This window comes from Streptomyces sp. NPDC051051 (assembly GCF_040682975.1).
Taxonomy (GTDB): Bacteria; Actinomycetota; Actinomycetes; order Streptomycetales; family Streptomycetaceae; genus Streptomyces.
Genome location: NZ_JBFBCB010000002.1, coordinates 271744 through 287049 on the forward strand (window position 1 = coordinate 271744; position 15306 = coordinate 287049).

The 15306-nt window shown below is 74.9% G+C and carries 14 protein-coding genes and 1 pseudogene; 6 read left to right on the plus strand and 9 right to left on the minus strand.

What is annotated here, in order from left to right:
• Positions 1-4: 4 nt before the first annotated feature.
• Together AB0N31_RS02870 and AB0N31_RS02875 are read left to right on the plus strand one after the other, a co-directional pair.
• Entirely contained in the window at positions 5-1201 is a 1197-nt protein-coding gene (locus tag AB0N31_RS02870; RefSeq protein ID WP_366056609.1) for an aromatic acid exporter family protein, read from the plus strand.
• 377 nt (positions 1202-1578) lie between these two features.
• Positions 1579-2607 carry an NAD-dependent epimerase/dehydratase family protein gene (locus AB0N31_RS02875; RefSeq protein ID WP_366056537.1) on the plus strand — a complete coding sequence of 343 codons (1029 nt, stop codon included), beginning with the start codon at positions 1579-1581 and terminating at the stop codon, positions 2605-2607.
• A gap of 478 nt (positions 2608-3085) precedes the next feature.
• Here the strand turns inward: AB0N31_RS02875 and AB0N31_RS02880 are convergent, their stop codons facing one another.
• From AB0N31_RS02880 to AB0N31_RS02890, 3 genes are all read right to left on the minus strand, one after another.
• Complete coding sequence (locus tag AB0N31_RS02880) at positions 3086-3355, minus strand: hypothetical protein (RefSeq protein WP_366056538.1); 270 nt, start codon at positions 3353-3355, stop codon at positions 3086-3088.
• A 69-nt stretch (positions 3356-3424) separates the two neighbouring features.
• Positions 3425-4714 (minus strand): ROK family transcriptional regulator, encoded by a 1290-nt coding sequence (locus tag AB0N31_RS02885; protein ID WP_366056539.1) that lies wholly within the window; start codon positions 4712-4714, stop codon positions 3425-3427.
• Positions 4715-4806: 92 nt separating this feature from the next.
• On the minus strand, positions 4807-5787 hold the full coding sequence (locus AB0N31_RS02890) for an aminoglycoside phosphotransferase family protein (RefSeq protein WP_366056540.1): 981 nt from the start codon (positions 5785-5787) through the stop codon (positions 4807-4809).
• 109 nt (positions 5788-5896) lie between these two features.
• Here AB0N31_RS02890 and AB0N31_RS02895 point away from each other — a divergent pair, with 109 nt between their 5' ends.
• The 3 genes and pseudogenes from AB0N31_RS02895 to AB0N31_RS02905 all read left to right on the plus strand — a co-directional run.
• Positions 5897-6391: an FBP domain-containing protein gene (locus AB0N31_RS02895; protein WP_366056541.1), complete on the plus strand. Its 495-nt coding sequence runs from the start codon at positions 5897-5899 to the stop codon at positions 6389-6391.
• Positions 6392-6510: 119 nt separating this feature from the next.
• Positions 6511-7776: an aromatic acid exporter family protein gene (locus AB0N31_RS02900; protein WP_366056542.1), complete on the plus strand. Its 1266-nt coding sequence runs from the start codon at positions 6511-6513 to the stop codon at positions 7774-7776.
• Positions 7772-8017, plus strand: a pseudogene (locus tag AB0N31_RS02905) (beta-propeller fold lactonase family protein); the annotation flags it as partial. The gene AB0N31_RS02900 and the pseudogene AB0N31_RS02905, both read left to right, overlap by 5 nt.
• Here the strand turns inward: AB0N31_RS02905 and AB0N31_RS02910 are convergent.
• Complete coding sequence (locus tag AB0N31_RS02910) at positions 7988-8713, minus strand: DUF2470 domain-containing protein (protein WP_366056544.1); 726 nt, start codon at positions 8711-8713, stop codon at positions 7988-7990. The pseudogene AB0N31_RS02905 and the gene AB0N31_RS02910 overlap by 30 nt on opposite strands.
• A gap of 86 nt (positions 8714-8799) precedes the next feature.
• The gene (locus tag AB0N31_RS02915) at positions 8800-9414 is read right to left on the minus strand and encodes a TetR/AcrR family transcriptional regulator (RefSeq protein WP_366056545.1); all 615 of its coding nucleotides are present in this window, start codon (positions 9412-9414) and stop codon (positions 8800-8802) included.
• Positions 9415-9521: 107 nt separating this feature from the next.
• Between AB0N31_RS02915 and AB0N31_RS02920 the strand changes: the two genes are divergently transcribed.
• Positions 9522-11066 (plus strand): cytochrome P450, encoded by a 1545-nt coding sequence (locus AB0N31_RS02920; RefSeq protein WP_366056546.1) that lies wholly within the window; start codon positions 9522-9524, stop codon positions 11064-11066.
• Here the strand turns inward: AB0N31_RS02920 and AB0N31_RS02925 are convergent.
• The 4 genes from AB0N31_RS02925 to AB0N31_RS02940 form a co-directional block, all read right to left on the minus strand.
• Positions 11028-11858, minus strand: coding sequence for a pentapeptide repeat-containing protein (locus tag AB0N31_RS02925; RefSeq protein WP_366056547.1), 831 nt, complete (start codon positions 11856-11858; stop codon positions 11028-11030). The genes AB0N31_RS02920 and AB0N31_RS02925 overlap by 39 nt on opposite strands.
• 79 nt (positions 11859-11937) lie before the next feature.
• Positions 11938-12681: a PIG-L deacetylase family protein gene (locus AB0N31_RS02930; protein ID WP_366056548.1), complete on the minus strand. Its 744-nt coding sequence runs from the start codon at positions 12679-12681 to the stop codon at positions 11938-11940.
• A 60-nt stretch (positions 12682-12741) separates the two neighbouring features.
• Positions 12742-14043, minus strand: coding sequence for an alpha/beta fold hydrolase (locus AB0N31_RS02935; RefSeq protein ID WP_366056549.1), 1302 nt, complete (start codon positions 14041-14043; stop codon positions 12742-12744).
• Between the two features lie 148 nt (positions 14044-14191).
• The gene (locus AB0N31_RS02940) at positions 14192-15223 is read right to left on the minus strand and encodes a LacI family DNA-binding transcriptional regulator (protein WP_366056550.1); all 1032 of its coding nucleotides are present in this window, start codon (positions 15221-15223) and stop codon (positions 14192-14194) included.
• Positions 15224-15306: the final 83 nt, after the last annotated feature.

Consider the following 15306-nt stretch of genomic DNA (forward strand, 5'->3'; position numbering starts at 1 on the left):
AGGGATGGCGGAGGTGCCCTGGGGGCGGCGCCTGACGGAGACGGTACGACGGGAGGCGGGCGGCGTCGGCCGGGCCGCGCGGGCGGCCTGCGGCGGGCCCGGCCGGGAACGGGACCTGGTCGTCCAGTCGCTGAAGGCGGCGGGGGCGGCCCTGCTGGCCTGGCTGGTGGCGAGCGGCTGGCTGGGCGACCCGATGGCCCTGATGGCGCCCTGGGCGGCGCTGGTCCTGGTGCAGGCCACGGTGTACGGCTCGCTGCGGCAGGCCGCCCAGCAGTGGACGGCGATCTGCGCGGGCACGCTGTTCGCCTCGGCGGCGCAGGCCGTCACCGCGGACACCCTGGGCGCGCTCACCCTGTCGCTGCCGGTGCTGATGCTGCTGGCCAACTGGCCCAGGTTCGGCGACCAGGGCATCTACGCGGCCACCACGGCGGTGTTCACGCTCGCCTCCGGCGCGGTGTCGGCGTCGGCGGTCGGGCACCGGGTGGGGCAGGCGGCGCTCGGCGCGGTGATCGGGGTCGCCGTCAACGCGCTGGTGCTGCCGCCGGTGCACCTGCGGGACGTGCGGGAGAACCTGGTCGCGCTGGCCCGGGAGGCCGGCGGGGTGCTGGACGCGGTCGCGGCCGGGCTGCGGGAGGGCGAGTGGGACACGGGGACGGCCGCCGAATGGTCACGGGCGTCCGCCCGTCTGGAACGGCGGCGCGAGGGGCTGCGCTCGGCGCGCGGCTGGAGCCGGGAGAGCCTGCGGCTGACCTCGGGGCCGCTGCGCGCGCTGCACCGGCTCCCCCTGGACGTGCCGCCGGAGACCGAGGACGCCCGCTGGGACCGGGTCACCGACCATGTCGTGGCCCTCACCCGCACGCTGGCGGTGGCGGCCGACGGCGAACGCGCCCCCGCCCCGCCCGGGACGGCGGCCCTGCGGACGTACGCCCGGCTGCTGGAACTGCTCGGCGGAGCCTGCCGGGCCGCGTCGGAGCGGGCCGTGACCGCCGGGGCGGACAGCGCGGAGGGGCCGGCCGGAACGGCGGAACCGGATGAGCTGGACGAGCTGGACGGGCTGCGGCTCCGCCTGCAGGACAGTCTGCGCGACCACGCCACGCGGGGCGCGGCACACACGGCGGTCCTGGGGGCACTGCTGCTCCAGGCGGAGAACCTCCGGGCCGAGATCCTCCCGACCGCCCGGGAGGCGGACCGGAGCCGGTGACCGACGTCACCGGAGGCGGCGGCGGGGCCGGGAACACCCGTCGGCGGTTCGCCGTTGAACAGACCGTGGGTGCGGACGGAACAGTGTCCCCGGGCCTCACCTTTCGCCCGCAGGGAAGATCGTTCGGCTGAAGCCCTGCGGAGCCTTTCGCCGAGAGGCGACCGCCGTCCGTGCCCACACCCAGACCGCCCCGGCCGTGATTCCCCCGTCACGGTCGGGGCTCTTCGCTGCCCGCCCCCTCTCCCCGGTATCGGCCCCGTACCGGCCGGCCGCGGCGAGGGGGGAGGGCGCTGTCCATCCGCTTCGGTCGTTCGCGTGCCTCGCGCGGAACCGGGGTACTCGTCGCGCTCAGCCGACGGCGGCGAGAGGAGTCGAAGGTGAGCAGCGGGTCGGGCAAGAGAGTCGTGGTCACCGGGGCGACCGGCAATGTCGGCACGAGTGTGGTGCGGCTGCTGGCGGAGGATCCCGAGGTGGAGTCGGTGGTGGGGCTGGCCCGGCGGTTGCCGGACCGGAGGCCACCCGGCACGCAGTGGTCGACGTTCGACCTGGGTGCCGAGGGGGCCGGTCTCGCCGAGGTGTTCGAGGGTGCGGACGCGGTGGTGCATCTGGCGTGGGCGTTCCAGCCGACGCACGATCCCGCGGTGACGTGGCGGACCAATGTGCTGGGCAGTCTGCGGGTGTTCGAGGCGGTGGCGGCGGCGGACGTGCCGGTGCTGGTGCACGCCTCGTCGGTGGGCGCGTACTCGCCGGGACCGAAGGAGCGCACGGTGGGCGAGTCGTGGCCCACGCACGGCTGGCCGGACGCCGCGTACTGCCGGGAGAAGGCGTATCTGGAGCGGGCTCTGGACACCTTCGAACGCGATCATCCGGGCATCCGGGTGGTGCGGATGCGGCCGGCGTTCCTGTTCAAGCGGGAGGCCGCGAGCGAGCAGCGCCGGATCTTCGGCGGCCGCCTCCTGCCGGGGCCGGTCTTCCGGCCCGAGCTGCTGCCCTTCCTGCCGGACGTGCCGGGGCTGCGGATGCAGGCCCTGCACACCGATGACGCCGCGGAGGCGTACCGGCTCGCCGTGCGCACGGACGTGGGCGGACCGTTCAACCTCGCGGCCGATCCGCCCCTGGACGCGGCGCTGCTCGCCGAGATGTTCGACGCCCGCCTCGTACGGCTGCCCCGGCCGGCGGCGCGCGCGGCGATCGCCGCCGCATGGGGCCTGCGGCTGCTGCCCGCCTCCCCGCACCTGTTCGACGCGGTCCTGCGGCTGCCGCTGATGGACTGCACCCGCGCGCGTGTCGAACTGGGCTGGCGCCCGCAGCGTACGGCGACGGAGGTCCTGGCGGAGTTCCTGCACGGAGTCCGCGCCGGCGCGGGCGCGCCGACGGAACCGCTGCGGGGGCGCAAGGTGGGCTGACCACCGGCCCGGACGGCGGTCGGCGCCAGGACCGGATACGGCGCACCACCGCGTCCCCCTCCCGCTCGGGTACGCGGCCGCCTGCGTCCAGCCGGGCCGGGAGCCGTCGCCCGGCCGCCGCGCCCCGGGCCGGGCGGCCCGCTCCCGCGGCTCGGGCGACGCCCTGCCCGCGTGCACTTCCAGCGGCCCTGACGGGCCGGGGGGGCGGCGCGGGCGGGCCCGTCCCGGCGGTCCGCCCGGAAGCCGACCGTCCACCCGGGCCACCGAACTGCCGTCTCCCCCGCCTGCGGGACCACGCCGGGGCCTGTCGGCAGGTCGGGGTCCGGCCCCACCGCGCCGAGGTACGCCTCGTACCCCTCGCGCGTGCCCGGTGTGCCGTCCTGCGGCACCACGACGAAAACCGCCCGGTCGGCCATGCGGAAGATCACCGCAAGGGACCGGACGGCAGGTCGTCGGGTTTCCCGCCGGGGCGCCCGTCTCAGCCGGACGACTCGTCGGGGGTGGGGTGGTCGGGGTTGACCGTGGCCGGGCGGGGGGCGCCCTGAGGGCCGGTGCCCGCCTCGTCCGTGTCGGGGACGTCGGCGTCGGGGGCGGCATCGTGGGGGTCGTCGCTCTTCCCGGGGTTCTCGTCCGACCGGACGGGGGCGATGTCCCAGCGGTCCTCGCCTCCGTCGGCCTGCTGGTCGGGCAGGTCGCGCGGGACGGGGGTGCCGTTCTCTCCGGGTCCTTCGAGGCGATGATCGGCCACGACGTCCTCCCTTCGGGATCGTGTCGTACGGAGCGGAACGCGAGTACCTCCCGGACGACCGGCGAAACCTCAGTGCGGGGCGCGTTCCTCCAGCGCGGTGCGCCAGGCGGGCGCCGGACCGCTCGGCAGGGGCTCGGGGCGCCGGCCGCCGCGGGAGAAGAAGTCGGCGAGCGGCAGGATCGCGGCGCCCACGGTCACCGCGTCGGGCCCGAGCCGGCCCAGTTCGACGGTGACCTTCTCCGCCGGGTGGCGCAGCGCGTACGCCGTGGCGTGGCGGCGTACGGCGGGCAGGAAGCGGGTGCCGAGCTGGAGGCCGGCCCAGCCGCCGATGAGGATGCGCTCGGGCTGGAAGAGGTTGATCAGGTCGGAGAGCCCGGCGCCCAGGTACTCGGCGGTCTCCTCCAGCACGGCGAGCGCGACCGGGTCGGGTTCGGCGCCGTCGGCCGGGTAGGCGGCGGCGAGCATCGCGGTGAGCGCGGTCTCCTCGTCGGCGCCCCGAGGGGGCCGGCCGCCCTCCTCGCGCCAGCGGTCGAGGAGCGCCTCGGCACCCGCGTACGCCTCCAGGCAGCCGAGCGCCCCGCAACGGCAGCGGCGGCCGCGCACCCGCACGGTCAGGTGCCCCCACTCGACGGCCCGGCCGTTCTCCACGTCGGGGGTGACCAGGCAGGCGCCGACGCCGGAGCCGAACAGGACGACGCAGGCGTTGTGGGCCCCGCGGCCGCCGCCGAACCACATCTCGGCCTGGCCGAGGGTCTTGGCGCCGTTGTCGATGAAGTACGGGACGCTCTCGGGGAGCGAGGAGCCCGCCCGCAGCAGTTCCTCCAGCGGGACGGCGTCCCAGCCGATCGTCTGACCGTGCACGACGGCGCCGTGCTCGGGGCCGCGCTCGACGATGCCGGGAACACCGATGCCGACGCCGAGCAGCCGTTCGGGGGCGAGGTCCGCGGCGGCGAGCACCTCGGCGACGCCGTCGCGGACATGGCCGACGATGCCCTCGACCTCGTACCGCCGCTGTTCCAACGGCCTTTCCGCGCGAGCGAGTTCGGTGAGGGTGAGGTCGAACAGCTCGACGCGCACGCGGGTCTCGCCGACGTCCACGCCGATCATGTGACCGCTGGCGGGCGCCACGCGCAGCAGGGTGCGGGGCCGGCCGCCGTCGGAGTCGACGCTGCCGGCCTCCTCCACGAGCCCGTCGGCGACCAGGTCGGCGACGACGTTGCTGACGGAACCGGAGCTGAGGCCGGTGGCCGGGCCCAGCTCGAAGCGGCTGAGGGGGCCGTCGAAATAGAGCCGTTGCAGGACCGCCGTGCGGTTGGCCCGCCTGAGATCGCGTACCGTACGCCCGTTGCGCCCCGCCATGTCGGCCCCCTTCGAACCCTGCCCGACCTGCAACATACCTGTGCGGGTGGGGTCTGCGCGACATTCGTCCAACCCTTAGTTCACGATGTGAGCTAAGAGACGGCCGTCTTCTCGATCTCCTCCAGGGCCTCGAGCAGTTCGGGGGCCACCACCTCCTGGACCCGTCGGACACGGTCTTCGCCGACCGCCCGCGGCACGGTTTCGGTGAGCATGATCAGGTAGAGGTAGGTGCGGTAGAGGGCCAGGCGCAGGCGGGCCGGAGTGTCGAACTCCGCGTGCCCGCCCGCCTCGCGGTAGCCGGCGAGGAAGGCCTCGTCCTCGCGGATGTCGCCGAGCAGCGCCAGGGAGACGAAGTCGGCGAGGGGGTCGCCCCAGAACATCCGCTCCCCGTCGATGAGCCCGCCGATCCGCGCCCGGCCGGTCGAGCGGTCGATCAGGACGTTGCCCTGCCACAGGTCGAAGTGGACCAGGCGCGGGACGGTCACCTCGTCGAGGGCGTCGAAGGCCCTCCGGGTCACGGCGGCCACCTCGTCGGCGGGGCGGGGCAGCCGGACGCGGTAACGGCGCGCGTCGTCGAGGACGGCGTCCAGCATCTCGGCGAACGCCGAGCGCCAGTCGGGGGCGAGCGGGCCGAGGGCGCCGGACGGGTAGCCGTAGCCGGGTCCGGCCACCGTGTGGAGTCGGGCCACGTGACGGCCCAACTCCGCGCGCAGGTCGCCGCGTTCGGCCGACGTGACCGTGTCGTCCCAGGGGATTCCCGGGGACAGGGTCATCAGCAGCCACGCCCCCTCGACGGCCATGACCCGCGGCGCCGGTACGCCGGCCAGGGCCGCGCCGCGACAGAACTCCGCCTCGGAGACGAGCAGCGCGTTCTCGTGCCGCAGGCCGGGCCCGGCGGGCGCCGTCTTCAGCACACAGCGGCTGCCGTCGGCGAGGCGGAGCTCCTCGACGGTGTTGTAGGTGCCCCCGGTGAAGGGCGCGACGTGGACGGGGTGCCGCGGCGACAGCCCGGCCGCCGCGAGGGCGCGCAAGGCCGCCCGCGTCCGCGCCGAAACGCCCTGATGGAAATTCACTGGCTCCCCTTCGACAATCCTCTATACACTTAGGCCAAAACCTAGAGCACCAAGGAACGGCAGCCCGATCGCCGGTCGCCGCGGGCCGCACGACTCAGGAGACTCCCCGATGAGGACACTCACCGAGCACGACATCCGCAACTCCTTTGTGAACTGCTCCAAGGGGGAGGCCAAGCGGCTGGCGGTGCCGCGGGATCTCGACTCGCGGCCCTGGGCCGATCTGGACTTCCTGGGATGGCGCGATCCCGGCGCTCCCGACCGCAGCTACCTGGTGACCGAACGGGACGGACGTCCGGTGGGTGTGACCCTGCGGTTCCCGGCCTCGCAGCGCGGCTTCCTGCACCGCAGCATGTGCTCGCTGTGCCTGACCACCCACCCCGGCGGCGGGGTGTCGCTGATGACCGCGCGCAAGGCGGGCGCCGCGGGGCGCGAGGGCAACTCCGTGGGCCTCTACATGTGCACCGACCTGGCCTGTTCGCTCTACGTGCGCGGGAAGAAGGTCCCGGAGTCGGGGGGCCGGTTCGAGGAGAGCCTCACCCTGGAGGAGCAGATCGCGCGGACGACCGGCAACCTGACCGCCTTCCTCGACAAACTGTTCGACTGACCTCCCGGGCCGGTCTCCGGGCCGCGCCCTCGGACCGCCGACCCCGTTCCGCGCCGCCGTTCGAGGTGGGTGACGGAAGAAACGTTCGAGGCAGGTGAGGAACGGGAACTGGCCAAGGGATGCTTGATGTACGTGAGCGTGCCGCACCGCTCGTACGGTTCGTGCGGCGCCGCCGGGAACCCGCGGTCGTCCAGGCTCTGCGATCCTCCGCAGCCGCGACGATCGCCTACGTCATCGCGCTGCACCTGAGCCCCGAGGCCGCCCCCCTCACCGCGCCGCTGACCGCGCTGCTGGTCGTCCAGGTCACCCTGTACGCCACGCTCACCAACGGTGTGCGGCGCGTCAACGCGGTGGTGGCGGGCGTGCTCGTCGCCATCGCGTTCAGCCTGCTCGTGGGGCTGACCTGGTGGAGCCTCGGGCTGCTGATCGTGGCCGCGCTGGCCGTCGGCCATCTGGTGCGGGTCGACGAGTACGTGCCCGAGGTGGCGATCAGCGCCATGCTGGTGCTGGGCGTGACCACGGTCGGAAACACGGCCTGGGCGCGGGTGCTGGAGACCCTGATCGGGGCCGTGGTCGGGCTGAGCATCAACCTGCTGCTGCCGCCCCCGGTGTGGGTGGAGGAGGCGGGCGAGTCCATCGAGGACCTGGCCCGCCGGGTGCGGCAGCTGATGCTGCGGATCGGCGACGAGGCCACCGGCCGCATGCCGTCCGAGCAGGCCGCCGCCCGGCTGCACGAGGCGCGCCGCCTGGACCACGACATCGTCGAGGTGGACGCCGCCCTGCGGCAGGCGGAGGACAGCCTGCGGCTCAATCCCCGGGTCCGGGAGGGCGTGCTGCACCGGGTGGTGCTGCGCACCGGCCTGGACACGCTGGAGATCTGCACGGTCGTCCTGAGGGTGCTCGCCCGCACGCTCACGGACCTCACGAAGGAGCGCGAGCCCCGGACCCTGTTCCCGGCGGAGACCGGCGCCACCCTGGAACGGCTGCTGTCGGAGATCGCGGACGCGGTGGTCAGCTTCGCGGTACTGGTCACCACGCACGTCAGCGAGAACGCGGAGTCCGCCGAGGAGCGCCTCACCTCTCAGCTGCGGCAGGCCGCGGCCACCCGCGACAAACTCGCCCAGCTGCTGCTGGAACAGCTCCAGCACGACGCCCGGCAGTGGCAGTTGCACGGCGCGGTGCTGACCGAGGTCAACCGCATGATCGACGAACTCGACACCGAGCACCGCTCGCACCGTCTCCTGGAGGAGCTGGACCGCGCCACGCGGGAACAGGGCCGGCGGCTGCCCTGGCTGTCCCGGCTGCGCGAGCACATCCACCGGCGGCTGCGGGTTCCCGACCGGCTGCGGCGGAACCGGCGGGGTGACTCGCGTCGTTCCAGGTGACGACGCGATCGCGCGCTACGCCGTCGAGGCGGACGGGGCGCGGCTGCGGCTGCTCGGCACGGTGACGTCCGGCGGGGAGTTCCCCCGGCAGCTCACCCTCTCCCCCGACGGTGGCCTGCTGTTCGCCGCGAACCGGCGCTCGGGCACGGTCGCCGTGTTCCACGTGGACGGCCGCGAGGGCGTCCTGCGGCGCGCGGGCGAGCCGTTCGCCTCACCCGTCGCGGTCCGTGCGCTGCCGCTGCAGGGCGCGCGGGCAGGACGCGGCGGCGGCCTGCGTGAGGAGGACGTGGATGCGCTCGGTGAGCTGCCCGACGTCGTCGGCCGGCGCGTGGAAGGGCAGGCGCACGTCGCCGTGGGCGCGGGCGCGTTCGATGCGCAGCGTGAGTCCGTGGCGGTCGACGGCGAGCGGCTGGACCCGGACGGCTCCGTGCAGGCTCTCCTTGCGGACGAGCCGGGTGAGGCGTTCCACGGCGTCGGGGTGGGCGTCGGCGAGGTGGGTGAGCAGCTGGGCCTCGGCCGCGGCCAGCGGGTCGGGCGCGGCGGCGGCGAATTCGTCGAGGGCGACGACGACCGCCCCGGAGGGCTCCTTCAGCACGACGCGGGTGGCGTGGAGGGCGAGCCGGCCGTCCTCGGGGACGAACCGGCCGGCCAGCCAGAGCCGGGCGCGGACGCGGTCGCGGAGGGGGACGGGTGCGACGTCCGCGAACTCCAGCACGGCGGACGGTTCCCCGCGCGGCGCGCAGATCGCCGCCGTCGGCAGCGCGCTGTCCTCCGGCACGCGGAGGAACACCCGTCCGTCGTCGGCGACGGTGTGCGCGCCGACGAACTCCTCCCGGCCGCCCTGCGCGGTCACCGCGCAGGACCACGCCGCGGCGAGCACGGACCGGGCCCGTTCCGCCACGCCGGGTACGGCCGTCCAGTTGCCGCTGTCACCCATCTCAGGACCTCCTTAGGTAAGGCTTGCCTAACTTATCGGAGATCGGGGTGTACGCCAACCGGGTCTCGTGACCCGTGCGGCGCCCGTCAGCGGTCGATGACGCCGAGCAGCGCCCGCGCGCACAACTCACGGACCTGCTCACGGGACAGAGCGTCGTCCGCCCCGCGCAGCCACTCCAGGCACACCGCCGTGGTGAACGCCAGCCAGCCGCGCACCGCGAGGCGCACGTCGGCGCGCTCCCCGGACAGCGGCCCGAACTCGGGGTCGGCGGCGAGGGCCGCGAGGATCTGCCGCTCCTGGGCGGCCAGCGCCCGCCGGTAGACGCGGCGCACGGCCCGGTCGCCGGCCGCGTCCGCCCGGTGGAAGGCGCGGTAGCCGTGGGCGTGGGCGCGGACGTACTCCAGGTAGGTGTCCAGGCCGGCGGCGAGCTGTTCGCGGACGGGGACGCCGGGGACCGCCGCCGTCATGCGCAGCATCCGTTCGCTCTCCCGCTCGACGACCGCCGCGAAGAAGTCCCGCTTGGTCGGGAAGTAGTGGTAGAGCAGCCCCCGCGAGACCCCCGCGATCTCGGCGACCTGCTCGATCCACACCTCGTCGTACGGGCTCTCCGAGAACAGCCGCGCGCCCACCGACAGAAGCTGCTCGCGGCGCTCCGCGGTGCTGAGGCGGCGCCGTGCGCGCTCCCCCTGGTTGGCGGCCATGCCGGCACCTTACTTGACGCCGGTTCGGCGGCGGGACGACACTGGGCGCGCTATTGAACCCACGTACAACACGCTCGACCTGCCGCTGCGTCAAGGGAGATCGCGTCATGGCGGAGACGACGTCCGGGACGGGACCGGGCCCGCGGACCGGGACCGCGCTGCCGAGGGGGTTCCGCGGTGCCGAGCTGGGGTGGCCGGAGCTGTGGCGCATCCCGCGCCCGCCCTACCGGCTGCCGCTCCTCGGGGACGTGCTCGGTGCGAGCCGGCGGACACCGGTGCAGGACTCCCTGGGGTACGCGCGCCGGCTCGGGCCGATCTTCCGGCGGCGGGCCTTCGGCCGGGAGTTCGTCTTCGTCTGGGGCGCTCGGCTCGCGGCCGACATGGCGGACGAGGCCCGGTTCGCCAAGCACGTGGGACTCGGGGTCGCCAACCTGCGGCCAGTGGTCGGCGACGCCCTGTTCACGGCGTACAACCACGAGCCCAACTGGCAGCTGGCGCACGACGTGCTGGCGCCGGGGTTCAGCCGGGAGGCCATGGCCGCCTACCACCCGATGATGCTGGACACGGCGGACCGGCTGACCGGCCAGTGGGACCGCGCGGCGGCCTCGGGGGACGCCGTGGACGTGCCCGCGGACATGACGAAGCTGACGCTGGAGACGATCGCGCGCACCGGGTTCGGGCACGACTTCGGCTCGTTCGAACGGTCCCGGCCGCACCCCTTCGTGACGGCGATGGTCGGCACCCTGAGCCACGCGCAGCGGCTCAACAGCGTGCCGACGCCCCGGCTGCTGCGGCGGGCCGCCCGCCGCAACGAGGCCGACATCGCCTTCCTCGACCGCACGGTCGACGCGTTGGTGCGGGCCCGCCGGGCGGGACCCGCCGGCGACGGCGACCTCCTCGACCGGATGCTGGAGACGACCCACCCGGAGACCGGGCGACGGCTGTCGGCGCAGAACGTGCGGCGGCAGGTCATCACCTTTCTGGTCGCCGGTCACGAGACCACCTCGGGCGCGCTCTCCTTCGCCCTGCACTACCTCTCCCGGCACCCGGCGGTCGCCGCCCGCGCCCGCGCCGAGGTGGACCGGGTGTGGGGTGACGCGCCGGTGCCGGGGTACGACCAGGTGGCCAGGCTGCGCCTGGTGCGCCGGGTCCTCGACGAGTCCCTGCGGCTGTGGCCCACGGCGCCCGCGTTCGCCCGGGAGGCCCGCGCGGACACCGTCCTGGCCGGGGAGCATCCGATGCGGCGGGGCGCGTGGGCGCTGGTGCTGACGGCGATGCTGCACCGCGACCCCGAGGTGTGGGGCGCCGACGCCGAGGAGTTCGACCCGGACCGCTTCGAGGCGGCGGCGGTACGCGCGCGTGCCCCGCACACCTTCAAGCCGTTCGGCACCGGGGCGCGGGCCTGCATCGGCCGGCAGTTCGCGCTGCACGAGGCCACGCTGGTGCTCGGTCTGCTGCTGCGCCGCTACGAGCTGGTGCCCGACCCCGGCTACCGGCTGCGGGTGGCCGAGCGGCTGACCCTGATGCCGGAGGGACTGCGGCTACGGCTGGAGCGGCGCACGCCGGCGGCCGCGGCGACGGGCGTGCGGGGAGCGGACGCGCAGGGGCCCGTCTCAGCGCCCAGCTGTCCAGTGCGCGGGCCGGTCGACTGACCCCGGCAGCCTGGTCCCGGCGCTCCCCCGGGCCGCCGTGAGCTGCGGCTGGGTCAGGAAGATCGCGCCGGTCAGGTCGGCGTCGGTGAGGTCGGCGTCGCGCAGGTCGGCACCGATGACGTCGGCACCGCGCAGGTCGGCGCCGCGCAGGTCGGCGGCGACGAGCAGGGCACCGCGCAGGTTGGCGCCGCGCAGGTCGGCGCCCCTGAGGCGGGCCCCCATCAGGTCGGCTCCCCGGTGTTCCCTCCTGCGGCCGGGCCGGCCCGCGCGGGCCAGTTCGCTGGTGCGCAGGAGCAGGGCGTTGACGCTCTCGCGGTGGGCGGGCACGTCCAGCGCGGCGAGTTCCTCCGGGGTGCCCAGGGTCAGTTCCTCCGTGCGTTCCAGGGCCCGGCGCAGCTCGGGGTGGAGCGGGGCGGCCGCGGGGAGGGCGAGTGCCTCGGTGAGGTACCGGAGCAGCTCGTGCAGGTGCCGGACCACGGGGAAGACCTCGGCCATGCGGCGGGCGTGGCCGCGGGGCCCCGTACGCCAGTCCCGGCCGCCGAAGGTGACCTGCGAGACCTTCTGGCCGGCGCCGAAGCAGTCGTAGACCGTGCAGCCGTTGAAGCCCTGCTGCCGCAGCCGGGCGTGGATGCCGCAGCGGTGGTCCTCGCCCAGGTTGGGGCAGGGGGTGCCGGCGGGCTTGTCGATCGCGAAGTCCGCGGAGCGGGCGAAGGGCAGGGCCACGCAGCACAGCCCGAAGCAGTTGGCGCAGTCGCCGCGCAGGTCTTCCCGGTCCACCGTCTGGTCTCGCATTCCGTCCACCCTACTGTCCCGCCCTCCGGGTGCGCCGACCTGCCCTCCCGGGGCCACGGCCCGGTCCCGCCGGTGTGCCCTACCGGCCGAGGAGTTCGAAGGCCACCGCCGGTGTGCCGCCGAAGCGTGCCCCCACCGATCGGGTCACCTCGGTCAGGAAGTCCCGTACGTAGGTCTCGGGCTCCTCGTCGGTCAACGCCTCGATGTAGGAACGGTGTTCGAGCAGCGAGGCGACGGCCCGCTCCAGTCCCGTCGTCGCGTCCACGGCGTGCGTGGGGGTCGCGGACCCGGCGACGGCGACCCAGCGGACGCCGTTCCACGGTTCGAGGCCCTGCTCGGCCAGTTCGGGGAAGATCCAGCGGTTGCCCGCGTCCGCGGCCGCGTCGAGGACGGCGCGGCCCACGGCGACGTGGTCGGGGGTGTTCCAGGCCACCCCGCCCCAGGTGTCGCGGTGGTTCAGGGTGATCAGCAGTTCGGGGCGGTGCCGGCGGACGGCGGCGGCGATGTCCCTGCGCAGGGCGGGGCCGTACTCGATCACCCCGTCCCGGTGGTCGAGGAACTCCACCGTGGAGACGCCGACGACGGCCGCGCTCGCCCGCTGCTCGCGTTCCCGCAGCGGGGCGCACTCGGCGGGCGGGATCGTGTCGATGCCGGCCTCGCCGCGGGTCGCCAGCACGTAGGCGACCTCCCGGCCCGCGTCCGTCCAGGCGGCGATCGCCGCCGAGCAGCCGTACTCCAGGTCGTCCGGGTGCGCGACGACGGCCAGCGCGCGCCGCCAGTCCTCGGGCACGGGGGTGAGCTGAGGGGTCGTCGGCTCGGTCATGGTCCGCACCCTAACCGGACCGGGGCCGGCCCCCCGGAACACGTGGCTCCGCCGGGCGGGTCAGATCTCGTCGCGGGTCAGTGCCAGCAGTCGGTCCAGGACGCGGGGTCCGCCCGCGCGGACGCCGTCGTGCTCGAACTCGTCGGTGACCCAGGTGCGCAGACCGCGGACGGCGTGGGCGGTCCGCAGCGAGTGCGCGGTGTCGACGTAGAGGTCGTCGTGGTAGACCGCCGCCGCGACCGGGACCTCGTTGACGGCGAGGCGGGCCGGGTCGTACAGGGGTGTCCAGTCGGTGCGGGCGGCGAGGAGTTCGGCGGTCTCGCGCAGCGGGCGCAGCGCCGGGTCACGGTCGAACGTCCAGGGGTGGACGGTCTCGCCGGTCAGCGGCAGGGGTCCGTCGCCCGCCAGGGCCTTCGCCGCGTCGAACTGCGGGAACTCGGCGCGCACCCGCTCGGCCGACCAGGCGGTGGGCCGCTCGTCCTGGCCGTAGATCGACTCGTGGACGAGGGCGTAGAGGGGGTGGGAGGCGTACGACAGGAGCCCTTGGACCTCCTCCTGGAAGGCGTCGGACAGGGCGGGGCCGCCCGGTGTGGGCACGAAGGCGTCCTCGAGGAGGAAGTGCAGCCGGTGGCTGCCCTCGCTGCCGCCGAGGAGGATGCCGAGGCTCTGGAAGGCCTCGACGCCCAGGCGGTAGCCGTTCGGGAGGGTCACCTCGTGCGCGAGCAGGTGCTCGGCGATCCGGCGGGCGCGGCCGACGTCCTGCGGGTAGCGGGCGTAGTGCGCGGCCGTCTTGCGTTCCATGCGCGGGTAGGCGGCCCGGTAGACGTCGTCGGCGTGGGCGTCCAGGGACGGCAGCCCGCCGGTGATCAGGGCCGCGGCGAGCCCTTCGGGGGCGAGGGAGAGGTAGGTGACCGTGCAGAAGCCGCCGAAGCTCTGGCCGAGGACGGTCCAGGGGGCGCCGCCGGTGACCTCGCGGCGCACCAGTTCGCAGTCGCGGACGATGGAGTCGGCGCGGAAGCGGGTCAGGTACGCGGCCTGCTCGACGGGGCCGCCGCGCAGCGGGAGCGTCTGCCGGTTGGCGGGCGTGGAGCGGCCGGTGCCGCGCTGGTCGAGGAGGAGGACGCGGAACTCCTTGAGGGCGCGGTCGAGCCAGGCCTGCCGGCCGACGAAGCGGTGGGCGCCGAAGCCGGGTCCGCCCTGGAGGTAGACCAGCCAGGGGAGGTCCTGCCGCGCCTTGTCGCTCGCGACGACCTCGCGGGCGTACAGCTCGATCGTCTCCCCGGCGGGGTCGGCGTGGTCGAGGGGCACGGTGAAGCGGCGGTCGGTGAGGACGACGCCGGGCTGACGGTAGCTGTCGGACAACGTGAGGCTCCCGTGACGATCGAGGTGCGGGCCGCGTCCCAGTTCAGCACACGTCCCGGCGTCGGCGGAGGCCGGGGGACCACGAGCCGCTACTGAACGACGGGTCAAGCCGCCGCCGGAAGGCGAATCGTCACTGCTGAACGGCCGGTCAGCGCGACGACAGGCTGGACCGGCGCACCACCAGCTCCGGCTGGAGCACGACCCGCCGGTGCTCGTGCGGCCGTGCCCCGCCGCCGGGCCCCTCCTCGGTCTCCTCCAGGAGCATGTCGGCGGCCAGGGCGCCCATGGTGACGGCCGGCTGGCGGACGGAGGTCAGGGGTACGGCCGCGGCGGCGGCGAACTCGATGTCGTCGTAGCCGACGATCGCGAGGTCGTCGGGGACGTTGACGCCGGCCGCGTACATGGCCTGGAGGACGCCGAGGGCGAGCAGGTCGTTGGCGCAGAAGACGGCGGTCGGACGGTCGGTCAGGCCGAGGAGGCGGGCGCCCGCGTCCCGGCCCGCGGCCACGTCGAGCCGCTCGGTGGGCAGCTCGCGCAGGCACTCGGGGCCCAGGCCCGCCTCGGCGAGGGCGCTCAGGGCGCCGGTGCGGCGGTCGCGGATCTGGGTGAGGCCGGGCGGGCCGCTGACGTACGCGACGGAGCGGTGCCCGGCGTCGACCAGGTGGCGTACGGCGAGCGCGCCGCCGGCCACGTCGTCGACGGAGACCGAGCACTCGGTGGTGCCCTCGGAGACCCGGTCGACCAGCACGAACGGGATGCCGTGCCGGCGGAACGCGGCGATGTTGCGGCCGGTGGCGTCGGCCGGGGTGAGCAGGACGCCCCGCACGCGCTGCTCGGCGAAGAGGGACAGGTACTCGGCCTCCTCGCCGGCGCTCTCGGCGCTGTTGCAGACCATCACGCCGAGGCCCGCCTGCCGGGCGGCCCGTTCGGCGCCGCGGGCGACGTCCACGAAGAAGGGGTTGCCCATGTCGAGGACGAGCAGCCCCATGATCCGGCTGCGGCCCGCGCGCAGTTGGCGGGCGGACTCGCTGCGGACGTAGCCGAGCCGGTCGATCGCGGAGAGCACGCGGGCGCGGGTCTCCGTGGCCACGGTGTCCGGGCGGTTGATGACGTTGGACACCGTGCCGACCGAGACGCCGGCGGCGCGGGCGACATCCTTGATTCCCACCGACTGGGCCATCAGGCAGAAACCTCCAGAGAGTCAGGGACGAGGGGCGGTGGGGGCGGCGGGGGCCTTCACATTACCGCCCTCCCGCCGCGCAC